The sequence below is a fragment of the Pseudoxanthomonas sp. UC19_8 genome, from assembly GCF_042700505.1.
In the GTDB taxonomy this organism is placed as follows: Bacteria; Pseudomonadota; Gammaproteobacteria; order Xanthomonadales; family Xanthomonadaceae; genus Pseudoxanthomonas_A; species Pseudoxanthomonas_A winnipegensis.
Genome location: NZ_CP170559.1, coordinates 4,040,002 through 4,062,779, shown reverse-complemented (window position 1 = coordinate 4,062,779; position 22,778 = coordinate 4,040,002). Strand labels below are relative to the sequence as shown.

Genomic DNA, 22,778 nt, shown 5'->3' with positions numbered 1-22,778 from the left:
AAAGCAGCGGGTGTCGCGAGAAGAGATCAGGCCTGCGCGGGGGCGGGCGCTGCTTCGGTGGCGGCGGACGCGGCGCTGGCGCTGGCGTCGCCGCCGGCCGGCGCGGCCTGCTCCGGTGTCACATCGGGCGCGGGCGAGCCTTCGGCCGGGGCCGGCGGCACCGGCGCGGCCGGCTTGCGCGCGGCCAGCCACTTCTGGAAGTCGGCCTTGGACACGGCCTGCACCACGATCGGCATGAAGCCGTGGTCCTTGCCGCACAGCTCGGCGCACTGCCCGCGGTAGGTGCCGGGCACCTCGATATTGGTCCAGGCCTCGTTGATCAGGCCGGGAATGGCGTCCTGCTTCCAGCCCAGCGCCGGCACCCACCAGGAGTGGATGACGTCGTCGGCGGTGATGACGAAGCGGATCTTGGTGTCCACCGGCAGCACCAGCGGGTGGTCGACCTCCAGCAGGTAGTGCGGGTTGCTGGCGGCGTCGGGCACCTTGCCGGACTGGCGCATCTGGTCGGAGCTGCGCGCCAGGCGGCTGGTGAACTCCACGCCCTGGCCCAGGTACTCGTACTTCCACATCCACTGGTAGCCGGTGACCTTGATGGTCATCTCCGAATCGCGCGTGTCGTACATCGCGATCAGCTTGGCCGTCGCCGGCCAGGCCATGGCGATCAGGATGATCACCGGCACGATGGTCCAGATCAGCTCGGCGGTGGTGTTGTGGCTGAACTGCGCGGCGACCGCGCCCTTGGACTTGCGGAACTTGAACATCGCATAGCCCATCGCGCCGAACACGATGATGCCGATCGCCACGCAGACCCACAGCGCCACCATGTGCGCCTCGTAGGCCATGCGCGCGGTGTGGGTGACGCCCCGGCCCATATTGAGCTGCCAGGGCTTGGGATCGGCGACCTGCGCCAAGGCCAGGCCCGGCAGGCCCGCCAATGTCGCCAGCAGCGCGACGCGGCTGCCTCCCCTTGTCTTGCCTTGCGTCATTGCCTAGACCCCGCCTTCAGTGTCATCGGTCACGGCCGCACTGCGGCCGCAAGTGAAACGCGTAACTGCCTTGCCAGTTCCTGCCGCTCGGCCGGGCCGAGCAGCCTTCCCACTTCCACCTGCCGGCCACTGGAGGACAGGGTGACGCACGCATCGCCACCGACGCCCAGCCGCACCCAGTACGGATGCGCCCGGAACGCGGCATCGCGCTGCGCGCGCCGCCGCACTTCCACCAGCTCCGGCGCGATCGCGATGACCTCATCGCGCTCGCCGGCCCGCCACGCCGCCCGCAGCGCCAGCCCGACCAGGCCGCCGTGCAGCACCGCGAACACCGGGGCGAAGGCGTTGCCCGCCAGCCAGCCCAGGATCGCCGCGCCCCACATCAAGCCGGTGCAGGCCACGAACAACGTCACGAACTGCCGCCCATTCAGCGCCCGCGGGGGTCGCAGCGTCAGCCGCGTTCCCCGCCCTTCCGGGCCCTGTGTCGCCACTTCGATCATCGCGCCTGCCGCACCCTTGGCTGCGGAAAACGCCTGAATGGTAGCCCCGCGATCCGGCGCGCGGCAACCGACAAGAAATTGTGCAAACGCACATAAAAGCGTTTCCGGCTCAATGACTTGCATCCGGCCCCGATCGGCGTGCCCGGGTCCTGGCAGGTCGCTGCGACGATGGTCGTAGTCGGGCGGCCGACCCGTCGCCCGTGTACAACGGACAGGCAGGCGTCAGCACGGCCGGATGCGCGTGAGGAAAACCACTGGCACGCTTTGTGCTGCACTGCAGGTAAGACCAATGATGAGGGACCGGCGCGCGGGGGTACGCCGGGATCGAAAGGGGAGTCGTCGCCATGGACAACTCGGTGTTCTTCAGCCTGATCAGCGACTGCCTGCTGGCGCTGGTGCTGTTCGCCCTGTTTTCCTACGTGGCCCACGTCTCGCGCACGCTGTACGGCATCGCGACCTGGGGCTTGGCGCACCTGGCCTACACCCTGGGCGCGGACAGCATCGATGTCCTGGCCAGTGCGCTGCACCAGGCCGGCCATCCGCTCGCGGCCATGCTGGCGATCAACCTGGGCGCGATGCTGGCCTGCGCCGGCATGGCGGGGCTGGCCTGGGCGCTGGTGCAGTTCATCCAGCAGCGCCGCCTGCACCGCTGGGAGCTGGCGTGGATGCCCCTGAGCCTGGTGCCGCCGGCGATCGCCTGGCTGGCGGCCGGCACCACCGATGTGCAGGGCCTGGCCCTGAGCCTGGTCGAAGTGGTGGCCCTGCTGACGATGATCTGGCAGCTGCGTCGGCTGCGCGGCTCGCTGGACAAGGTGCCCGCGCGCATGATGATGGTCACCTGCGCGCTGCTGATCTGCATCTACAGCAGCGGGATGTCGGACTGGTTCGAAGGCCAGGGCCACTACGACATCAACGATGTGTGGGTCAGCGCGGATCTGGCGCTGTGGTTCATGCTCAACTTCTGCATGCTGATGCTGAGCAGCTTCCACGCCGCCGAGGCGCTTCGCCGCGGCGCGCTGGTCGACCCGCTGACCGGCGCGCTCAATCGCCGCGGCCTGAGCGACAGCCTGGACGAGCGGCGCACGCCCGGCGGCGGCGCCGCGCCCTACGGGCTGTCGGTGCTGGCGCTGGACCTGGACCGCTTCAAGCAGATCAACGACAGCCACGGCCACCGGGTCGGCGACCAGGTGCTGCAGGCGTTCTCCGACACGGTGCGCGCCTGCATCCGCCAGCACGACCTGTTCGCGCGCACGGGCGGCGAGGAATTCGTGGTGATCACCGCCGGCATGAGCTGCGAGGAGGCCATCCGCCTGGGCGAGCGCATCCGGCAGTCCACCGGTGCGCTGCGTCTGCTGCCGCACCTGGGCCTGCGCGTGAGCGTCAGCGTCGGCGTGGCCTGCGCGACGCGACGCATCGCCGTGGAGGACCTGATGGATCTGGCCGACCAGGCCCTGTACGAGGCCAAGCGCGGCGGCCGCAACTGCGTGGTGCACCTGCACGAGGCGCCTTAAGGCCTGTCATCGACACCGGTTGCAAAGCGCACAAAAAGCGAACCCCGCACAGGGCGGGGTTCGCGAACGTCGGCTTGCAGCGCGCATCAGAACTTGTAGGTGTACGACCCGGCCAGCACGTCGCCGCCCACGTCGAACGCGCCCACCAGCGAGCTGCCGGTGACCGCGGTCTCGTTGACGGTCGGATCGGAGACGAACAGGTGCGTATAGCCCACGTTCCACTCGCTGCTCGGCGACGGCGTCCAGGTCAGGCCCAGCGATACCCACTTGCGGGTGTTGTCCGGCACGCGCACGTCGCGGTACCGCGCCTGGGTCGGGGTCTGGTCGTAGGCCAGGCCGCCGCGGAAGGTCAGCGTGTCGCTGTACTTGTAGTCCGCGCCGATCGAGCCGAACGTGGTGTCGCGGTAGTTGAACACCAGCGTGTTGTCGGCCTGGGCCGAGTCGAAGTCGACGGTGATCTTGTCGAACTTGCTCCACGCCGTGCGGCTCACGTCCGCCATCACCGTCCAGCGGTCGTTGATGATGTGGGTGAAGCTGGCCGTGGCGCTGGCCGGCATGATGATCTTGGCGCTGCCGCCGGTGTTGACGTACTGGCCCGGCGCAGCCACGGCCAGCACGGCCTTGGCGAACGGCGGCACGTCGAAGGTGGCCTTGCCGTCGTCGATCTTGTGGTCCACGCGCGAGCGGTAGGTGAAGCCGATGTGGGTGTTCTCATCGACGCTGAACAGGCCGCCCAGGGTGAAGCCGACCTCGGTGCTGTCGCCCTTGACGCGGGCGAAGCCGTCCTGGCTGCCCGGCGTGGCGCCCGGCACGCGCTGGGCGTAGAGGGCGGTGCCGAAGTCGATGGCATTGGTCAGGTCCACGTCCAGACGCTCGGCGAACACCGAGGCGCCGAAGGACACCCACGGATTGACGTCGTAGGAGAACGCCAGGCCGGCGTCGATGGTCTGCAGCTCGGTCTTGATGCCCTGGTAGCGGCCGACCCAGTCGCGGTCGTATTCGGTCTTGAAGCCGAACGGCACGGTCAGCGAGGCGCCGAAGTGCATGTTGTCGCCCACCGGCATGGCGAAGTACACCGCCGGCAGTGCGGCGATGGTGCCGGCATCGCCACCGTCGCCGCCGCTCACCGGCGCGCCGGTGCCCGGGCCGGTCGCGCCGACGTAGCGGCCGGAGCCCTTGAAGTCGGCGCTGAAGCTGATCGCGCTGGCGCCGATGGACAGCTGGCGGCCATCGAGCAGGCGCATGGCGGCCGGGTTGTTGGCGACCACGGCGACATCGCCCGGGGCGCTGGCCGAACCGGCGAACGCGCGGCCCTGGCCCTTGGCGCTGTTTTCCTTCAGCTGGAAGGCGGCGGCGTGGGCGTGGCCGCTGGCCAGGGCACCGGCGACGCCGGCGGCCAGAAGCGAAATTCTGAATAGGTTCGAGGACAGCATGTGCATGGACTCCGGAAGACGAAAGAAAAAACGCCTGCGCCGCAACACGGGCCGGCGCGGCCAGACGGCCGCCGGACTTCCGTGCGCCGGAAATTCCCTCCCCGACATACGACGCCGTATGCAAGTATATCCCTGCAATCTAACGGCGCCGTCAGCTGGCCGGTTAGATTTTAGTCGCGTGTGCGCGACGATGGCACGCTGCCATTCCCGACTCTTCGAAGCCCTGCCTTGCCCGTGTTCGTCGCCACGCCTTCCCGCCGCAAGCCCTCCGTGCGCTGGGCCACGCCCGTGCTGTTCGCCCTGCTGTGGCTGGCCTTCCTGTGGGCCATCACCCGCCCGGTGGGCATGTACCGCGGCCTGCTGCTGCAGTGGGGCGCACTGACCGGCGGCCTGGACAGCCTGCAGGAGTGGCGCACCGGCCTGACCGACGGCTCGATCCTGCGCCTGTTCACCGCGCTGTTCCTGCATGCGGACTGGGCGCATCTGCTCGGCAACCTGGTGTTCCTGCTGATCTTCGGCCTGCCTGCGGAGCGGGCGATGGGGCCGTGGCGCTTCCTGGTGCTGTTCCTGCTCGGTGGGGCGGTGTCCAATCTGGCCGCGGTGCTGGCGATCGGCGCGCCGGACCGGGTGATCATCGGCGCCAGCGGCGCGGTGTCGGCGGTGATCGGCGCCTATCTGGCGCTGTTCCCCGGCGCCAAGCTGGGCGTGGTGGTGCCGCTGGGCCTGTTCCTGCAGTTCGTGCGCGCGCCGGCGGCAGTGCTGATCGGGGTCTGGGCGGTGCTGCAGGTGGTATTCGCCTACATCGGCCCGGCGTTCGGCGCGGTGGCCTGGTCGGCGCATCTGGCCGGCTTCCTGTTCGGGGTGGTGTTCGCGCTGTTCGTGCGCGCAGCCATCGCCCGCCGCCTGCGCCGGCGCTACGGTTTCTAGCGGGCCACGCGCCCGGCGCGAGGTTGCAAAGCGCCGCCGGTGCCCAGATCTTGCCGACCTTCCTCCATCGCCTTTCGCACGCCGCAATGTCCAAGCCGCTCTACAAGGTGACCTTCCTCAACCACGGCAAGGTCTACGAACTCTACGCCCGCCGCGTGGCGAGCTCCGATGCGCTGTGGGGCTTCACCGAGGTGAGCGAGCTGGTGTTCGACGTGCACGACGGACTGGTGGTGGACCCGACCGAGGAACGCCTGCGCGAGGAGTTCGGCGACACCCGCGTGCTGCACCTGCCGATGCAGAGCATCGTGCGGGTGGAGGAAGTGGAGAAGAAGGGCGCCAGCGCGATCCGCGATGCCGCCAGCGGCGAGAAGGTGGTCACGCCGTTCCCGATGCCGGGCAAGCCGCGCTGAGCGCGATGCGCGTCCTCATCGCCGACGATTACCAGCGCGCCACCGCGGCGCTGCCGGCGCTGGCCGCGCATGCGCAGGGGCTGGACCTGCAGGTGCTGGGCGCGCTGCCCGAGGCCCTGGAGGCGCGCGCGGCGCTGCTGCAGCCGGCGCAGGCGCTGGTGCTGATCCGCGAGCGCACCAGCGTCGACGCGGCGCTGCTCGAGCGCCTGCCGCAGCTGCGCCTGATCAGCCAGACCGGCAAGGTCGGCGCGCACGTGGATGTGGCCGCCTGCACCGCGCGCGGCGTGGCGGTGGCCGAAGGCGTCGGCTCGCCGATCGCGCCGGCCGAGTTGACCTGGGCGCTGCTCATGGCCGCGATGCGGCGCCTGCCCGCCTATGGCGCGGCGCTGCAGGCCGGCCGCTGGCATGACACCGGCGATGCGGTCCTGGGCCGCGCGTTGCACGGGCGCACGCTGGGCGTGTGGAGCTACGGCAAGATCGGCCGCCTCGTCGCCGGCTATGGCCGCGCGTTCGGCATGCAGGTGCTGGTGTGGGGCGGCGAGGCCGCGCGCGCCGCCGCGCAGGCCGATGGCGTCGAGGTGGCGGCCTCGGTGGAGGCGCTGTTCGAACGCAGCGACGTGCTCAGCCTGCATCGTCGCCTCGTGCCGGCCACGCGGCACCAGGTCGATGCGGCGCTGCTGGCGCGCATGCGGCCCGATGCGCTGCTGGTCAACACCAGCCGCGCCGAACTGATCGCCCCGGGCGCGCTGCTGGCCGCGCTCGAGGCCGCCCGCCCGGGCATGGCGGCGCTGGATGTGTTCGAACACGAGCCCGCGGTGCCGCAGCGCGAGCCGCTGCTGACCCATCCGCGCGTGCTGGCGATGCCGCACCTGGGTTACGTCGAACAGGATAGCTACGCGCTGTACCTGGGCACGGCGCTGGACAACGTGCGGGCGTTCGCCGACGGCACGCCGCGCAATCTGGTCAATCCCGAAGCGCTGACGCGCAACCGCTGATCCCGGCAATCCCTGTGGGAGCCGGCATGCCGGCTCCCACCAGGCTACGGCGTCGCCGGGACTTCGGCCGGCTTGGCGGGCGTGGGGGCGACAGGCTTGGCGGATGCAGGGGTGGTTGGCTTGGCGGCTTCCGGCACCGGCGCTGGCGCCTTCGGTGCGGGCTTGGGCTTGGCGGCGGCCGCCTTGGCCGCGGCGGCCTGCTGCGCGGCCGCGACCGAGCCCGGGTGCTTCAACTCGGCCAGCGCCTCTTCGATCGGCTTGTCGCCATTGAGCACATCGCCGGCCGCATAGCCCTCGGCGCCTTCCTGATCGCCGCGCAGGTGACCGGGCAGCTTGGCCTCGCTGTAGTCGGCCAGCGAGGGCGGGATGTCGCGATCGTCCGATTCGTCGGGCTTGAGCACCACATCGGGCACGATGCCGGTGGCCTGGATCGACTTGCCGCTGGGCGTGTAATAGCGCGCGGTGGTCAGCTTGACCGAATCGCCGTTGTCCAGCGGCAGCACGGTCTGCACCGAGCCCTTGCCGAAAGTGCGGCTGCCGATGATGCGCACGCGGTCGTTGTCGCGCAGCGCGCCGGCCAGCACCTCGGCCGCGCTGGCCGAACCGGCATCGACCAGCACCACCACCGGCACGCCCTTGAGGCGATCGCCCGGGGTGGCGTCGAACTTGGCGTCGCTGATGGCGATGCGCCCGCGCGTGGTGACGATGGTGCCCTTGTCCAGCAGGTCGTCGGCCACCTGCACCGCGCTGGTCAGCAGGCCGCCGGGATTGCTGCGCAGGTCCAGCACCACGCCCTTGAGCGGGCCCTTGGCCTTGAGCCCGTCGACCGCCTTCTGGAAGTCCGCGCCGGTGTCGGCCTGGAAGGCGCTGATGCGGATGTAGCCATAGCCCGGCTCGAGCAGGCGCGAGCGCACGCTGGCCACGCGGATGGTCTCGCGGGTCAGGGTCTTGTCGAACGGCTTGGCGACCTTGTCGCGCACGATGGTCAGGGTGACCTGGGTGCCGACCTTGCCGCGCAGCGGCTCCATCGGATCGTTCATGCCGCCCAGCGGCTTGCCGTCGATGGCCACGATGGTGTCGCCGGACTGCAGGCCGGCGCGTGCGGCCGGCGTGCCGTCGATCGGCGAGATCACCTTGAGCGTGCCGTCGGGCTGGGCCAGCAGCTCCACGCCGACGCCGTCGTAGGCGCCGTTGGCCTGCTCGTCGAAATCCTTGGCGTCTTCCTTGTCCAGGTAGGCGCTGTGCGGGTCCAGGTCCAGCAGCAGGCCGCGGATGGCCGAGTGCATCAGCTTCTCATCGTCCACCGGCTCGACATAGGCCTGCTTGACCGCGTTGAACACCGAGACGAAGCGGCGGATCTCGTCCAGCGGCACCTCGGAGGTCTTGGCCTCGGTGCCGTCCGGATCGTCGCTGGAGGGGACGGCCGGGGCGTCCTCGTCGCTGTCCTGGGCCGCCGGCTTGGCCGGCGCAGCGGCCGGCGTGGGCGCGGACTGCGGCGTGTCCTGGGCGGCGGGCGCGGCCTGTTGGGCCAGGGCCGGCGCGATCGCCAGCAGCAGGGACGACAGCAACAGGGACACACGCATGCGGCGACTCCGGGTGGATCGTGAGGGACCTAACGCCCCGGATTATGCGGGAAGCGGGAGAAAGGAAAGCGCAGCGGGCGAGGCCGCGCCAGGCGCGCGCAAGCGCAGGAGCAGCGCGTGCTTGCGGCGGCACCGGCTCACCGCGCGCTCCGCTTCACTCGCTGCTCTCCCATCAGCGCCGTTGCAGCCACGCCCCCGGATCCACCGGCGACCCGCCCTTGCGCAGTTCGAAGTACAGCGCCGGCGTGCCCCAGCCGCCGGAGCTGCCGACCTTGGCGATGGGATCGCCCTTCTTCACCACCGCGCCGGCGTCGCGCAGCAGCGCCTCGTTGTGCGCATACAGGCTCATGTAGCCGTTGCCGTGGTCGATGATCAGGATCATGCCGTAGCCGGTCATCCACTCGGAGAACACCACCGTGCCATCGGCCACCGCCGAGACGGTCGAGCCCACCGGCGCGCCGATCAGCACGCCCTGGCTGGTGCGGCCATCGGGCAGCTGCCCGCCGAAGCGCGCCAGCAGGTTGCCCGAGGTCGGCCAGCTCAGGCCGCCGACCTTGAGCGCCGGCGCGCTCGCCACCACCGGCGGCGGCGGGGCGACCTTGCGCGGCGGCGGCGGCGGACGGCCTTCCGCCTTCGCTTCGGCGCGGTCCTTGGCCGCCTGTTCGCGGGCGGCGGCCTCGCGCGCGGCCTGCTCGCGCCGCGCGCGCTCGGCGGCGGCGCGGCGTTCGGCCTCGGCCCGCGCGGCGGCCGCGCGCAGGTTGGCCAGCAGGGTCTCCAGGGCCTTGGCGTCGCGGCCCAGTTCCTGGGCCCGGTCGCTGCGGTCCTCGTAGCGTTCGTCCAGCTGGGCGACCAGCTGGGCCTGGGCACTGCGGTCGCGCTGCAGCTGAACCACCTGGGTCTGCTGGCGCTTGTGCGCGTCCTGCAGCGCGGCGCGGCGCGCCTGGATCTCGCGCTCCAGCGTCTGCAGCTCCTGCAGCTGGCCGGTGAGCGCGGCGATCTTGCCGGCCACGTCGCCCTGCACGTAGCGGTGGTAGACCATGGCGCGGTTGGCGTCGGCCACGCTGTCCTGCGACAGCAGCACCTTCAGCGGTGCGTTGCTGCCGGCCATGTAGGCCGCGCGCAGCAGCTGTTCCAGCTCGGCGCGCTGGCCGGACAGGCGCTGCTGCATCTGCGCGCGCTTGTCCTGCAGCTGCGCCAGGGCGGCTTCTTCCTTGCGCAGCGCGGTCTGGGTCTGGGTGAGCTGGCGGCTGGACTGGCCGACCTGTTCATCGGCCGCGCGCAGCTTGCGCGAGGCCTCGCCGCGCTTGCCCTCCAGGTCGCGGCGCTCGGCGGCGATGGACTTGAGCTCCTTGCGGACGGTCTCGAGCTTCTTCTGGGCTTCCTTCTGACTCTGCGCCCAGGCCGGTGCGCAGGCGCCCGCGGCCAGGACCAGCAGCGCCGCCAGCGTGGCGCGGCGGGCAGGCGTTGAGCGAGACGACTGGGGCACGGATGCATCTTCGACGACGGAGCAGGCCCCGATTGTAGCCAGGGCCGCCGTCGCATCCTGTCCAGGCGCCTTCCGCGCGTTTAAACCCTGGGCACGATGAGCGCATCCAAGCCCGTACATCACCCGCACAGGAACCGCATTCATGACCGTCTCGTTCTCCCGCCCCGGCCTGGTCGCGCTGGGCATCGCCCTGGCCCTGGCCGCCAGCGGCGCATCGGCCCAGCAGTCCATCGACAAGGTCCTGGGCAGCATCACCGCGCAGTCCGGCCAGACCTACGGCGACCTGGAAACGGTCAACGGCAGCATCACCATCGAGGCCGGCGCCACGGTCAAGGAAGCCGGCACCGTCAACGGCTCGATCAAGGTCGAGGACAAGGCCGTCACCGGCGACCTGGAGACCGTCAACGGCAGCCTGAGGCTGGGCCGCCAGGTCACCGTCAACGGCAGCCTGGAGACCGTCAACGGCAGCGTCTTCGTCGACCAGGGCGGCAAGGTCGCCAAGGGCATCGAGAACGTCAACGGCGCCATCGGCATCGTCGGTACCGAGGTCGGCGGCAGCATCGAAACGGTCAACGGCGATCTCACCGTCGGCGCCGGCTCGCACGTGCGCGGCGGCATCAAGATCGAGCGCAACCAGGGCTGGTCGAGCCGCAAGCAGGAGGGCAACCCGCCGCGCGTGATCATCGGCCCCAACGCGGTGGTCGACGGCGCGCTGGTGTTCGAACGCCCGGTCAGGCTCTACGTGCATACCAGCGCCAAGATCGGCCCGGTGACCGGCGCCACGCCGATCGCCTACAGCGGCAACACCGCGCCGACCGAGTAAGCGGCGCCTGCCGCGTCCCCGTTCCCGGCGGGGACCCCGTGCCTTGGCCCTCTCTCTCCAAGATCACGGGGTTCCCGCTTCCATTGCGACCACCGGTCTGCCTCCGCCCCAGGCGGACGTCCCACGTGGCCCTGTCCGGATCGACAGGCGCCGCGCGCCGAGGATCGGCCCAGTCTGGCTAGAATCCCGGGTTCCCGTTCACCGCAAGGAACCCCGCATGTCCCGCACGCTGCTGCTGGGCCTGGCCACGCTGACCGCGCTGGCCGCCTGCAAGAAGCCGGACGCGCCGCCGGCGCCCGCCGCCTCCACGCCCGCCCCCGCCCAGGCCGCATCCGCGCCTGCGCCGCATGCCTTCTCGCCGAAGATCGATGCCGGCGATTTCGGCGAACTGGTCAAGACGCTGTCCTCCGACGCCTTCGAGGGCCGCGGCCCCGGCACGCCGGGCGAGGACAAGACCGTGGCCTACATCACCGAGCAGATGCAGCGCATCGGCCTAAAGCCCGGCAACGGCGACAGCTGGACGCAGGACGTGCCGATGGTGGAGACCACGGCCGATCCCTCGACCACGCTGACCATCACCGAGGCCGACGGCAGCACGCAGACGCTGGCCTTCGGCGAGCAGATGGTGATCGGCACGCGTACTGGCAAGCCGGAGATCGACGTCAAGGACAGCGAGCTGGTCTTCGTCGGCTACGGCGTGGACGCCCCCGAGCGCAAGTGGAACGACTACGCCGGGACCAAGAGCTGGAAGGGCAAGACCGTGGTGATGTTCGTCAACGACCCGGGCTTCCACACGCACGATGAAAGCTTGTTCGACGGCAAGCGGATGACCTATTACGGGCGCTGGACTTACAAGTTCGAGGAAGCCGCGCGCAAGGGCGCGGACGCGGCGATCATCATCCACGACAGCGAGGGCGCCAGCTACGGCTGGGACGTGGTCAAGAATTCCTGGGCGGGCAAGCAGTACGACCTGCCGGCCGCCGACGATCCGTCGCCGCGCATCCCGGCGCAGGGCTGGATCACCGGCGAGGTGGCGCGCACGCTGTTCGCCAAGGCCGGGCTGGATCTGGACCAGGCCTACAAGGACGCGTCCAAGCCTGGCTTCAAGCCGGTGCCGCTGAAGGCCAAGCTGTCCTTCGACCTCAAGAGCACGATCGGCCAGGCCAAGTCGCGCAACGTGATCGGCGTGCTGCCCGGCAGCAAGCGCCCCGACGAGGCGGTGCTGTACATGGCCCACTGGGACCATCTGGGCAAGCACGACAACGAGGACGGGGACAACATCTACAACGGCGCGGTGGACAACGCCACCGGCGTGGCCGGCATCCTGGAGATCGCCGATGCCTTCGCGCATCAGGAGCCCAAGCCCGAGCGTTCGGTGGTGTTCCTGGCGGTGACGCTGGAGGAGTCGGGCCTGCTGGGTTCGAAGTACTACGTCGCCCATCCGACCTTCCCCCTGAACAAGATCGCCGGGGTGATCAACATCGATGCGATGTCGGTTGCGGGCAAGGCGCGCGATGTCACTGTGACCGGCATGGGCGCCTCGCAGCTGGAGGACCTCCTCAAGCCGCTGGCCGCCGCGCAGGGCCGCACGCTGCATGCCGAGGCCTCGCCGCAGAACGGCTCGTACTTCCGCTCGGATCACTTCAACTTCGCCAAGGCCGGCGTGCCGGCGCTGTACGTGGACGGCGGCGAAGACCTGATCGAGGGCGGAGAGGCCGCCGGCAAGGCCGCCGCGAAGGAATACGGCGAGCAGCGCTACCACTCGCCCGCCGACGAGTACGACCCGGACACCTGGAAGCTGGACGGCACCATGCAGGATCTGGAGCTGGTCTACGGCGTGGGCCGCGAGCTGGCCGGTGGCGACCAGTGGCCCAACTGGTACGACGGCAATCCGTTCAAGGCTGCGCGCGATGCGATGATGAAGGCGCCGGCCAAACGATAGGCCCGCGGTTCGAGTCGAGGAAAAGGCGCCGCACGGCGCCTTTTTCTTTTTCGCCGCTAAAAAGCCCCCGCGCTCAGCGCGCGTCGTGATCCCAGCCGAACAGGTCCAGCGCGCGCATGAACTGCGCATCCAGCGGCGCCAGCGCTTCGATGCGTGCGCCGGTGTGCGGATGCAGGAAGGCCAGCCGGCGCGCGTGCAGCAGCATGCGATGCACGCCGCGCATGCGGAAGGCACGGTTGTGCCGGCCCTCGCCGTGGCTGGTGTCGCCGATCAGGGGATGGAAGGCGTGCTTGAGGTGGCGGCGGATCTGGCGGAAGCGCCCGGTATGCGGACGCGCGCGCAGCAGCGCGTAGCGCGAGGTCTCGAAGCCGCCGGAAGGCACGTCCAGTTCGCCGCTGGCCAGGCGCACGAATCCGGTCATGGCCGGCTTCTTCTCGGGCTTGCCCGGGCCGCCGTCCAGGGCGTGGTGGATGGTGAACTCGGCCTCGGGCCAGCCGCGGCAGACGGCCAGATAGTCCTTCTCCACCTCGCGCGACATGAAGCCCTGGCCGAGCACCGAGGCGGTGTCGCGGTCGAGCGCCACCAGCAGACAGCCGCTGGTGGCGCGGTCCAGGCGATGGATCAGGAAGATCGGCCGATCCAGCTGCGCGCGCAGCAGATCGGCCAGGAACACCTCCTCGCCGCGGGCCAGGCCGCTGTCGTGAACCATCAGCCCGGCCGGCTTGTCGACCACGGCCAGATGGGCGTCCTGGTACAGGAGGGCGATGGGCGGCAAGGGCGAATCGGAAGCGAAGCTCATCGCGCCATTGTCCTCGGCCCACTGGCGTGGCGCGAGTCGGGTTGTCCGGCCATCGAGCAGTCCTTACAGAACGCCGCCCAGCTCCCACCTGTAGAGCGGAGCTCGCTCCGCTGCTCTTCGTTCAGTTCGTGGGAAAGGCCCCAGCGGAGCAAGCTCCGCTCTACAGGCAGGCCACTGCGAGATGGAGGAGACAGTTGTTCCCACCGAAGCATGAGGCGCGGCCAATCCTCCCCCATCGAAGGGTCGGCTATGGATGCCTGAGCGAGCCGAGGAAGCGCGCCATGTCGGGGCAAGTCTGGTCACCGAAGTGGTGTACCAGCCCCGCACTCCAGCGAAGAACCAAACCAACAAAAAGGGCGATGCCGGATGGCATCGCCCTCGTGATCGCCAGGGCGTCCAACGCCCCGGCGCATGCGGCCTGTGCTTAGAAGTGCAGGCCCATCTTCACGCCCACGGCCATGGCGCTGTTGTCCTTGAACTCGCCGGCATAGCTGTGCGCACCGGTTTCGGCGGTGGCATCGCCCAGCCAGAAGTACTTCACGCCGGCGCTCAGGTCGATCTTGGGCGTGGGGCTGTAGCGCAGGCCGACGCCCACGTTCCAGTAGCCGTCCGTCGGGCCCAGGGTGGTCACCGGGTTGCCGGCGCCGCCGTCCCAACCCACCGAGAACGAGCCGGACACCGTTTCGGTCAGCTTGCGGCCCAGACCCAGGTTGGCCGACCACTGGTCCTTGGAGTAGTCGACCAGATTGAAGCCGTCCGGCTTGCCGATCAGCGGGCCGACGGCCTCGGCGAGCTGGCCGAACTGGGCCGGACGCACCGCGAACTTGGACCACTGCACCCAGCGCACGTTACCGAACAGCACGGTGTCGGCCATGATGCCGGTCTGGAAATCCAGGTTGACCGACTGCGGCGTGGTGATCGAGGTGGTGCCGCCGCTCAGGCCGCCCAGCGAGCCCAGTGTCCCGGCCAGCGCCTGACCGGTGGCCGCCGGGAGGCGGCCGGCCAGCACCAGCTGCTGGATCAGGCCGGCCAGCTGCGCGCGGTTGGCGCCCAGTGCGGTGACCAACGGCATGGACTCGTTGGCGTTGATGTCGTAGTCGATCTCCGAGCGGTAGGTCAGCGAGACCTGCAGGGCGATCTCCGGCTTCTGGTAGGCGATGCCGGCCAGCCAGCCCCAGTCGCGCTTGGACGGGATCGACAGGTCGTAGCCGTTGAAGGCCGAGTAGGTCGAACCGCGCAGCGACACCTCGCCCTTGATCTCCTGGTACACGCCGCCGGCGTAGAGGTTCCAGTTCTCGGTCGGCTGGAAGCCCACCAGCGCCGACAGGCTCTTGGTGCGCACTTCCACGTCGGTATCGCCGGTGATGCCGGCATTGAGGCCGTAGGCGGCCAGCTGGCCGTTGCTGACGACGCTGGGGCCGGTCACGATCGGCAGGCCGCTCAGCACCACGTCGCGCGGGTTGGCGGTGAAGGCGTTCGCGCCGTGGTACTCGGCCGACGCGCCGAAGGGCTCGTCGTAGATGAAGCCGAAGGAAAACTTCTCGGTGGGCTGGAACTTGATCGCCCCGCCGACGAAGTTGTAGCTGTTGGCCACGTTGCCGGTGTCGGTGCCGTTCTTGTCCTTGCCGTCCACCTTGGGGTTGAGGAAGCTGCCGCCGTATTCGGCGTAGTTGCCTGGCTTCAGGAACGGCGCGATGGACTGGCCGGAGCGGTCAAGCGCCGAGGCGAAACCCGCCCCGCTGGCAGCGGCGCAGATGGCGCCCACGGTGATGGCCAGCGCATTCTTCTTGTTCAACATGTATCCCCTCCGGATCCACGAGTTTGTCGTTGTCTTGCATGCCGATCGGCACGCGTCCTTGATTCATTTCATCTGCAACTTGTTCGACCGCGGCGTGCCTAGCCCTCGCCGTACGCCACGGTACGGGGCCATTCTGGCCCAGCGGGACTGCGCAGGCTACTTACAAGAACAAAAGATTTACATTTTGGGCTTCGACTTTAGTCGTAGGCCACGGCATGCCCGCCCCCGCCACGCCGCGTTCCACACATGCGTGCGCTGGGCCATTGACGCCGGGGACCCGGTCCGCCAACCATCGCCGTTCCCTTCCCCATTGGCTCGTCCACCATGAAGCGCTTGATGCCGACCCTGCTGTTGCTCGCCGCCACCGGCGCCGCCCTGGCCGCCGACCTGCCCTACAACCCGCAGGCCAACGCAAAGGCCGAGGTCGCCCAGGCGCTGGCCGCCGGCAAGCAGGCGCACAAGCCGACCCTGCTGATCTTCGGCGCCAACTGGTGCGGCGACTGCCGGGCGCTGGATACCTCGCTGCACAGCGAGAAGAACGCCGCGCTGGTCAACCAGCACTTCGAGGTGGTCAAGGTCGACGTGGGCAACTGGGACCACAACCTGGATATCGCCAACACCTACGGCAACCCGATCGAAAAGGGCATCCCCGCCGCGGTCGTGGTCTCGCCCACGGGCAAGGTCGTCTACACGACCAAGGCCGGCGAGCTGGCCAACGCCCGCAAGATGAGCGACGAAGGCATCTACGACTTCTTCAGCAAGGTCGCCAAGGGCGGCTGATTCATGCAGCGCAGTGCGTCCGCGCTGCGCTGGCTCAGGGACATGCGGAAGGCAGGCCTGTCTTTCGCATGGATGATGAAGCGACTTGGAGTTCTGCCCGACGATTCATGCCGACGTCGGAGTGGCGATCCAGTACAAGCGGAAAATCAAGCCCTTTTCCGACTGCGCAGCTGATGCGTACTTGCGGATAGTGCATCTGGAGCAATGCGCTGCGGACCACTTCGGCGCGCCGCGTGCTGAGCGCTTCACAATCGTCGGTACACTCTGCCGCATCAGCGAATCCAACGATCTCCAGTGAGAGTCCGGGCGTGCGCGAGAGCAGGCCCAGGCAGTTGAAGAACTGCTGCTTGAATTCCCTGGCCGGGCCTGGATCGAGCGATGCGAGCAAGTTTTCTCCTTGACGCGGCCGACCGGCTCTGAACAGCATCGAGGGGCAACCGTCGAAATCGGCGATCCCGCCAGCGGCGATCAGGCGCTTGTACTGAGCCGTTTCTCTAGGATCTTGAAACGATCGCAAATCCGGCAGCCCAGCGCAGGAGGTGAATGCGATACAGCAAACGAGGATCACAACGATCCGAACGTTCCAGCCTGCACTCCTTCGCTCCTTTTGAACCGCGCTCCTGGGCTGGCTCATCTGCAATACCAGAGCGCAGTGGCGGCGCCTTCAGCGCCGCAGCCAGGCCGACAGCAGCGCCAGGGTGCCCAGCGCGCCGGTGAACCAGGTCCACAGCGGCACGCCCCACAGGCTCGGGCCGCCGACGCCGAAGGCGTGCAGCACCGCGGCCACCACCAGCAGGCCCGCGCCGCCGATGGCGGTGACCACGCGCCGCTGCAGACGCTGCAGGGTCAGGTTAAGCGCGGCCAGATCCTTCGAACGCATCGACAGCTCGTGCTGGCCGTCGACCTGCTGCTTGAGCCAGGCATGCACCAGCCGCGGCATGTCCGGGGCATGGGTCATGATCTCCGGGATGCGCTTGCGCAGCTCGTTGATCGCATGCAGCGGGCTGTAGCGCTTGACCAGGATGCGCTGCAGCACCGGCTTGGCCACCGCCCAGATGTCCAGCTGCGGATCGAGCTGGCGGCCGACGCCTTCGATGTTGAGCAGGGTCTTCTGCAGCAGGATCAGCTGCGGCTGCAGGGTCAGCTCGTACTTCTGCGCGGTGCGGAACAGCTTGATCAGCACCTGCGCCAGCGAGATCTCCGACAGCGGCCGGGTGAAGTACGGCTCGCACACCGCGCGCGCGGCCGCCTCCAGCTCGTCGATGCGTACGGTGGCCGGCATCCAGCCGGCCTCGACGTGCAGCTCGGCGATGCGCCGGTAGTCCTTGTTGAAGATGGCCATGAAGTTCTCGGCCAGGTAGTACTGGTCCTGCTGCGAGAGCTGGCCGACGATGCCGAAGTCCAGCGCGATGAAGCGCGGGTCGTCCTTGCGCAGCGGATCGGGATCGACCCAGATGTTGCCGGCGTGCGCATCGGCATGGAAGAAGTTGTCGCGGAACACCTGCGTGTAGAACACGCGCACGCCCTTGGCCGCCAGCGCCTTGCGATCGATGCCGGCCGCGTCCAGCGCGACGATGTCGTCGGAAGGAATGCCGACCACGCGCTCCATGGTCAGCGCGCGCTCGGCGGTATGGGTCCAGATGATCTCCGGCACGTACAGGTCGGGCGAGTCCTGCCAGAAGCGGCGCATCACGCTGGCGTTGGCGCCCTCGCGCTGCAGGTCCAGCTCGGCGGCGAGCGTGGCCTCGATCTCGGCGACGATCTCCTTGGGCCGGATCTTGTCGGCCGACGGATGCGCGTAGTCCACCAGCGCCGCGCCAGACTTGAGCAGCGCGATGTCGCCGGCGATCTGCGCCTCGATGTCCGGGCGCAGCACCTTGACCACGACCTCGCGGCCGTCGTGCAGCGTGGCCGCATGCACCTGCGCGATCGAGGCCGAGGCCAGCGGCGTGGTGTCGAAGTGGGCGAAGGCCACCTCGATCGGCACGCCCAGCGCCTGCTCGACGATGGCCTGGGCGCGCTGCCCGTCGAAGGGCTTGACCCGGTCCTGCAGCAGGGTGAGTTCCTGCGCGACGTCCGGCGGGATCAGGTCACGGCGGGTGGAGAGGATCTGGCCGAACTTGACGAAGATCGGCCCGAGCTCCTGCAGCACCAGGCGCAGGCGCGCGCCGCGGCTGAGCGCGGCCACGTCGTCGCGCGCGCGCGGCACGAACGGCCGGGCCAGCCTCAGCCACGGGCCGGCCGGCGTGTCCTCCAGCAGCGCGTCCAGGCGGTAGCGGATCAGCACGCGGCCGATCTTGTTGGCGCGCACGGCGGCGCGCACGCTCTTCATCCCCGGCCACGCCATGCTCATGCGCGCGCCGCCAGGCGCGACAGGCGCGCGGCCAGGCGCTCGACATCGTCGCGTAGGCCGTCGACCTCGTCGTGGAAGGCTTCCAGCTCGGCCTTGGCGACCACGTCGCGCGATTCCTCGGTGACGAACTCAGCGGCGCTGCCGGCCAGCTCGCTGCCGGTCTCGCGCAGGCGCAGCAGGGTGGTGCGCAGCGCGCCGGCGATCTGCACGCCCAGCACCGGGCCGAACACGCTCACCAGCGGCTGCGCCCAGTCCGGGTCGAAGCGCTTGGCCAGCGTCTGCAGGCGCCGCGCCAGGTCGGCATCGCCGGACACGCGCAGCTTGCCGACCGGCGCGGCATCGTCGCGGCGCAGGAACGGCAGCTGGCCCAGCAGGCCGCCCAGCGTGCTGCGCACGGCCAGGTCCGGCTCGCTGGCCGGATCGACCGGCCCCACGTGCAGGCGCTGGGCCTCCACGGCGATCTCCAGCGCCAGCGGCGGGGACTCCAGCGCGATGGCGATGCGTCGGCCGGCCAGCGGCGCCAGCGCATCGCGCGTGTCCGGGTCCAGCGCGACGGCACGGTTGAGCGCGGCTTCCAGCGCGCGGCCGGCCAGCGGTTTGAGGGCATCGAAAGGGTTGGGCGACATGGCAGGCATTCTAACCGGGGGATGCGCACGGCCCGTGCGGGAAGATGCGCACGGCCCGTGCGGGAACAAGGGTTGCCGGAGCATTCGAGATGAAATGGAAGCGATGCGAGGCCGAGGCAGGGCCGACGCACCCGCCCTGACGCGCAACTCAAGACAGGCGAGCCACACAAAACCTGACCCTCAGCAGGACTTCCCAGCTGAGTGACTTCAGCTTCCCATGCCCAAGGCTGTGCAGCGGCCAGCCCCCAGGGCCATGCTGTGCGCCCCCCGAGCAGCAGTGGAACGATCGATGGGCAATGCGCACGTGAAAAAGTGCTTCGGAGGCATTCGGGCCTCACGCGTCTTGGCATTTCAGCGCTTTGCATGCGCCAACGGCGAGCTTCGCAGCGCGGGGCTGTGCAAGTGAGCGAAGCCGTGCCACTGCGAGACGTTGCCCCGACCGATCTGCCGGCCCTGCTGGCGCTCAACAACGCCCATGCCGCGGCGCTGTCCTGGCAGACGCCGGGGCAGTTCGCGCAACTGATCGGGATGGCCTGCTTCGCCCGGACCTGCGGCCAGGCCGATGCCCTGCTGATCGCGCTGGACCAGGACGCGGCCTACGACAATCCGAACTTCGCCTGGCTGTCGGCGCGCTTCGAGCGCTTCGTCTACATCGACCGGGTCGTGGTGGCCGAGTACGCGCAGGGCCGCGGGCTGGCTGGCGCCCTGTATGAGGCGTTGAAGCAGCAGGCGCGCCTGCAAGGGCAGACGCGCTTGGTGTGCGAGATCAATCTGGATCCGCCCAATCCCGGCTCGGTCGCCTTCCATCAGCGACTGGGCTTCAAGCAGGTCGGCCAGGCCGATCTGCCCAGCGGCAAGCGGGTCGGCTATTTCGCCTGCCCGCTCTGACGCGGTCGCCTACGCTTTTTTGCGGAAGAACGAGATCACGGCCAGGATCAGGAACACCACGAACAGGACCCAGGCGATGCTGGAGGCGGTTCCGGCGATGCCGCTGAAACCCAGCACGCCGGCGATCAGCGCAATGACCAGAAAGACGATGGCGTAATGAAGCACGGCGGTGATTCCTTGTGGCGCGCCGGATCGGCGTGCGACCAGCCTGTGGCCTGGCGCATCGCGGCCGCGTGAGGATTCAGCCGGATTCGCTCCACGCGCGCTTCAGGCGCGCCAGGCCCTCGGTCATCGACACGCGCGGCACGTAGCCGAAGTCGCGCCGCGCCGGCTCCATGCTGTACCAGTGCGGCGTGCACAGCTGTTCGGCCAGGAAGCGGGTCAGCGGCGGCTCGCCCTTCAGCGGCAGCGCCTTCCACAGCACCTCGCAGGTCGCGCCGATGCGGTAGGCGGTCTTGAACGAGAGCGACTTGCGCACCGGCGGCGTGCCGGTGGCGGCCAGCAGCGCATTCAGGACCTCGCGCATCGGCCAGGGCTCGCCGTTGGAGATGAAGTAGGCCTTGCCGGCGCAGACCGCGCCCGGCGCCAGGTGATCGAACGCGTCCAAATGCGCCTGCGCGGCATTGTCGATGTAGGTGGTGTCGACCTTGTTCATGCCGTCGCCGACCAGGCGCAGGCGGCCGCTGCGCGCGCGTTCGACCAGGCGCGGCAGGATCTGGTGATCGCCCGGTCCCCAGATCAGGCGCGGACGCAGCGCGATGGTGGCCAGCGAGGCGTCGTTGGCCGCCAGCACGCGCTGCTCGGCGATGGCCTTGGTGGCCGCGTAAGGCGCCTGGAAGTCCTCGCCGTAAGGCACTTCGTCGGCGCTCAGGCCTTCGACCGGATGAGTCGCGCGATGGGTGACGCTGGGCGTGGAGGTGTACACCAGCCGCGAGGTGCCGTGCGTGCGGCAGGCGGCGATGACGTTGTCGGTGCCGACCACGTTGGCCTGGTGATAGCTGTCGTAGCTGCCCCAGGCGCCGGCCTTGGCCGCGTTGTGGAAGACCGCATCGACCCCGGCCACCGCGTGGCGGACCGCATGCGCATCGGCCAGGTCGCCCTGGATCTGGCCCACGCCCATCGCCGCCAGCGCCGGGTAATGCCCGCGCTGGAAGCTGATGACCTCATGCCCGCGTTCGAGCAGGCCGCGGCACAGCGCTTGGCCGAGGAATCCACCACCTCCGGTGACCAGCAGCTTCATGCGGGTATCGCTCCTTGTTCGGCGGCCCAGATCGCCAGCTTCTCGCGGCCGATCTTGGCGTTGTGGCGGATGTCCACCGGAAATCCCGGATGGCGCAGGAAGGTGGCGATGCCGCGCAGATGCGCGTGGCGCTGGGCGATGGCGCGCAGGTCGGCGGCGACGGCGTCGGCGCGCTGCGGCGAGACGCCGGGCAGCAGTTCGAAGCACAGCACCGGCACCTGCGCGCCCGGCGTCCCGACGCCGACCAGCGCGGTGCGGCGCACTTCGCCGTGCACGTTGAACACCGGCTCGGCCTGCTCCGTATAGAGCGGCCCGGCGGCGGTTTCCACGCGCTGGGTCTTGCGGCCGCAGAACCACAGTCGGCCCTCGGCATCGAAGTAGCCGACATCGCCCATGCGATGCACCACGCGCGTGCCGCCATCGGCCAGCGTCTCGCGGATCTTGGCGCTGCGCGTAGCGGCGTCTCGGTTGAAGTAGCTGTCGGTGGCGGTGGGTCCGGCGACGGTGATCTCGCCGACGTGGCCGGGCGGGAGTTCGCGCACGCCGTGCCATTCGGGAATGGCCGCATCGTCGATGGCGATGATGCGCACCAGGTTGGGCTCGACCGGGCGGCCGACGCAGGTGCCGGCGCCGGCCTCGGTGGCCTGCCGGGTGGCGTCCAGTTCGCGGCCTTCGATCACCGCGACCGGCAGGCATTCGGTGGCGCCGTACGGCGTCCAGAACTGGCCATCGTCCGGCAGCAGCGCGCGGATCTTCTCCACGATGTCCGGCGGCACCGGCGCGCCGGCGGAGGTCACGCGCTTCACCGTCGGCAGCGGATGGCCGTACTCGGCCAGCACCCGCATCAGCGCCGGCGAACCGAACAGCTGGGTCACGCCGAAGCGGCGGATGGCCGCGTGCAGCTTGGCCGGGTCGGCCTTGGCCGGGCGCGTGGGGTCCATGTCCGGGATGACGCTGGTCAGGCCCAGCGCCGGATCGAACAGCGCGAACGGCGGAAAGGTCGGCAGGTCCACGCCGCCGGGCACCATGCCGAACGCCTTGCCCAGCAGCTCGATCTGGCCGACGAAATGCCGGTGCCGGTACACCACGCCCTTGGGCACGCCGGTCGAGCCGCTGGTGAACAGGATGCCGGCCACGTCCTCGCCGTCGGTGGCGGCCAGCTGCGGGCCGGCGCCGGCGCCGTCGCGCTCGACCTGGGCCAGGGTGACGCCGCCCCAGCCCAGCCGGGGGCCGGCGGTGACGATCCGGGTCGCGCTGCGCGCCCAGCCCAGCAGCAGGCGCGCGGCCTGCGCCAGCGGGATGCCGATGAAGCCTTGCGGCTGCGCCTCGTCCAGGCACTGCTTCAGCGCGCGCCGGTCGATGCCCGGGTCGACCAGCACCGGCACCGCGCCGGCCTTGAACAGCGCGAACATCAGCAGGAAGAAGGCCGGCGAGGGCCGCACCATCACCACCGTGCGCGTGCCGCGGCCGATGCCGTGCCGCGCCAGGCCCGCGGCGATGGCGTCGCTGCGCGCGTCCAGCTGCGCATAGGTCAGCGCGATGTCGTAGCGCCCGCCGCGGCCCGGGCAGCGCAGCGCGATCTGGTCGGGGCGCTCGCGCGCCAGTTCGGGCAGCCGTGCGGCAATGTTGCAGACGGTGGTCATCGCGCCATTGTCGCCGATGGCGCTGCCGCGCACGCCGTCGCCGCTGCGCGCGGAT

At 69.7% G+C, this 22,778-nt stretch carries 21 protein-coding genes; 8 read left to right on the top strand and 13 right to left on the bottom strand.

Annotated elements, in window-relative coordinates; all coding sequences use genetic code 11:
• Positions 1-26: 26 nt before the first annotated feature.
• Entirely contained in the window at positions 27-986 is a 960-nt protein-coding gene (gene coxB, locus ACFJIT_RS17850) for a cytochrome c oxidase subunit II (protein ID WP_379654471.1), read from the bottom strand.
• 29 nt (positions 987-1,015) lie between these two features.
• Positions 1,016-1,486, bottom strand: a complete 471-nt coding sequence (locus ACFJIT_RS17845; RefSeq protein WP_130521662.1) for a DUF2244 domain-containing protein — start codon at positions 1,484-1,486, stop codon at positions 1,016-1,018.
• A gap of 344 nt (positions 1,487-1,830) precedes the next feature.
• On the opposite strand from ACFJIT_RS17845, the gene ACFJIT_RS17840 reads away from it, so the two are divergent.
• Positions 1,831-2,997 (top strand): diguanylate cyclase, encoded by a 1,167-nt coding sequence (locus tag ACFJIT_RS17840; RefSeq protein WP_379654470.1) that lies wholly within the window; start codon positions 1,831-1,833, stop codon positions 2,995-2,997.
• An 86-nt stretch (positions 2,998-3,083) separates the two neighbouring features.
• Here the strand turns inward: ACFJIT_RS17840 and ACFJIT_RS17835 are convergent, their stop codons facing one another.
• Positions 3,084-4,430, bottom strand: coding sequence for an outer membrane protein transport protein (locus ACFJIT_RS17835; protein WP_130532689.1), 1,347 nt, complete (start codon positions 4,428-4,430; stop codon positions 3,084-3,086).
• A gap of 234 nt (positions 4,431-4,664) precedes the next feature.
• On the opposite strand from ACFJIT_RS17835, the gene ACFJIT_RS17830 reads away from it, so the two are divergent.
• The 3 genes from ACFJIT_RS17830 (at position 4,665) to ACFJIT_RS17820 (ending at position 6,762) form a co-directional block, all read left to right on the top strand.
• The gene (locus ACFJIT_RS17830; RefSeq protein ID WP_130521661.1) at positions 4,665-5,357 is read left to right on the top strand and encodes a rhomboid family intramembrane serine protease; all 693 of its coding nucleotides are present in this window, start codon (positions 4,665-4,667) and stop codon (positions 5,355-5,357) included.
• 86 nt (positions 5,358-5,443) lie between these two features.
• A complete protein-coding gene (locus ACFJIT_RS17825; RefSeq protein WP_130531977.1) occupies positions 5,444-5,767 on the top strand; it encodes a DUF1820 family protein in 324 nt (107 codons plus the stop codon).
• A gap of 5 nt (positions 5,768-5,772) precedes the next feature.
• Positions 5,773-6,762, top strand: a complete 990-nt coding sequence (locus tag ACFJIT_RS17820) for a D-2-hydroxyacid dehydrogenase family protein (RefSeq protein WP_379654469.1) — start codon at positions 5,773-5,775, stop codon at positions 6,760-6,762.
• A gap of 44 nt (positions 6,763-6,806) precedes the next feature.
• Here ACFJIT_RS17820 and ACFJIT_RS17815 read toward each other — a convergent pair whose 3' ends face one another.
• Together ACFJIT_RS17815 and ACFJIT_RS17810 are read right to left on the bottom strand one after the other, a co-directional pair.
• A complete protein-coding gene (locus ACFJIT_RS17815) occupies positions 6,807-8,345 on the bottom strand; it encodes a S41 family peptidase (RefSeq protein WP_379654468.1) in 1,539 nt (512 codons plus the stop codon).
• Between the two features lie 172 nt (positions 8,346-8,517).
• On the bottom strand, positions 8,518-9,831 hold the full coding sequence (locus ACFJIT_RS17810; RefSeq protein WP_379654467.1) for a murein hydrolase activator EnvC family protein: 1,314 nt from the start codon (positions 9,829-9,831) through the stop codon (positions 8,518-8,520).
• 142 nt (positions 9,832-9,973) lie between these two features.
• Here ACFJIT_RS17810 and ACFJIT_RS17805 point away from each other — a divergent pair, with 142 nt between their 5' ends.
• Positions 9,974-10,654: a hypothetical protein gene (locus ACFJIT_RS17805; protein WP_379654466.1), complete on the top strand. Its 681-nt coding sequence runs from the start codon at positions 9,974-9,976 to the stop codon at positions 10,652-10,654.
• A 217-nt stretch (positions 10,655-10,871) separates the two neighbouring features.
• The gene (locus ACFJIT_RS17800; RefSeq protein WP_379654465.1) at positions 10,872-12,596 is read left to right on the top strand and encodes a M28 family metallopeptidase; all 1,725 of its coding nucleotides are present in this window, start codon (positions 10,872-10,874) and stop codon (positions 12,594-12,596) included.
• Between the two features lie 73 nt (positions 12,597-12,669).
• On the opposite strand, the gene ACFJIT_RS17795 is transcribed toward ACFJIT_RS17800, so the two are convergent.
• Both ACFJIT_RS17795 and ACFJIT_RS17790 read right to left on the bottom strand, forming a co-directional pair.
• A complete protein-coding gene (locus ACFJIT_RS17795; RefSeq protein WP_379654464.1) occupies positions 12,670-13,395 on the bottom strand; it encodes a pseudouridine synthase in 726 nt (241 codons plus the stop codon).
• Between the two features lie 424 nt (positions 13,396-13,819).
• Complete coding sequence (locus tag ACFJIT_RS17790) at positions 13,820-15,193, bottom strand: outer membrane protein transport protein (protein ID WP_130531973.1); 1,374 nt, start codon at positions 15,191-15,193, stop codon at positions 13,820-13,822.
• A 324-nt stretch (positions 15,194-15,517) separates the two neighbouring features.
• Here ACFJIT_RS17790 and ACFJIT_RS17785 point away from each other — a divergent pair, with 324 nt between their 5' ends.
• Complete coding sequence (locus tag ACFJIT_RS17785; protein ID WP_130524641.1) at positions 15,518-15,973, top strand: thioredoxin family protein; 456 nt, start codon at positions 15,518-15,520, stop codon at positions 15,971-15,973.
• A 34-nt stretch (positions 15,974-16,007) separates the two neighbouring features.
• On the opposite strand, the gene ACFJIT_RS17780 is transcribed toward ACFJIT_RS17785, so the two are convergent.
• Genes ACFJIT_RS17780 through ACFJIT_RS17770 form a run of 3 tightly spaced genes read right to left on the bottom strand, consistent with a single transcriptional unit; the run spans position 16,008 to position 18,952 of the window.
• Positions 16,008-16,607 carry a hypothetical protein gene (locus ACFJIT_RS17780; RefSeq protein ID WP_379654463.1) on the bottom strand — a complete coding sequence of 200 codons (600 nt, stop codon included), beginning with the start codon at positions 16,605-16,607 and terminating at the stop codon, positions 16,008-16,010.
• A 30-nt stretch (positions 16,608-16,637) separates the two neighbouring features.
• Positions 16,638-18,296 carry a ubiquinone biosynthesis regulatory protein kinase UbiB gene (ubiB, locus tag ACFJIT_RS17775; RefSeq protein WP_130521659.1) on the bottom strand — a complete coding sequence of 553 codons (1,659 nt, stop codon included), beginning with the start codon at positions 18,294-18,296 and terminating at the stop codon, positions 16,638-16,640.
• Between the two features lie 26 nt (positions 18,297-18,322).
• A complete protein-coding gene (locus tag ACFJIT_RS17770; protein WP_379654462.1) occupies positions 18,323-18,952 on the bottom strand; it encodes an SCP2 domain-containing protein in 630 nt (209 codons plus the stop codon).
• A 414-nt stretch (positions 18,953-19,366) separates the two neighbouring features.
• On the opposite strand from ACFJIT_RS17770, the gene ACFJIT_RS17765 reads away from it, so the two are divergent.
• Entirely contained in the window at positions 19,367-19,840 is a 474-nt protein-coding gene (locus ACFJIT_RS17765) for a GNAT family N-acetyltransferase (RefSeq protein WP_379654461.1), read from the top strand.
• A gap of 9 nt (positions 19,841-19,849) precedes the next feature.
• On the opposite strand, the gene ACFJIT_RS17760 is transcribed toward ACFJIT_RS17765, so the two are convergent.
• The 3 genes from ACFJIT_RS17760 to oleC all read right to left on the bottom strand — a co-directional run bounded on the left by ACFJIT_RS17760 (position 19,850) and on the right by oleC (position 22,723).
• Positions 19,850-20,005, bottom strand: coding sequence for a DUF1328 domain-containing protein (locus ACFJIT_RS17760; RefSeq protein ID WP_130521481.1), 156 nt, complete (start codon positions 20,003-20,005; stop codon positions 19,850-19,852).
• 76 nt (positions 20,006-20,081) lie between these two features.
• Positions 20,082-21,080, bottom strand: a complete 999-nt coding sequence (gene oleD, locus ACFJIT_RS17755; protein WP_379654460.1) for a 2-alkyl-3-oxoalkanoate reductase — start codon at positions 21,078-21,080, stop codon at positions 20,082-20,084.
• On the bottom strand, positions 21,077-22,723 hold the full coding sequence (gene oleC / locus ACFJIT_RS17750; protein WP_379654459.1) for an olefin beta-lactone synthetase: 1,647 nt from the start codon (positions 22,721-22,723) through the stop codon (positions 21,077-21,079). The genes oleD and oleC overlap by 4 nt, the downstream gene beginning before the upstream one ends.
• Positions 22,724-22,778: the final 55 nt, after the last annotated feature.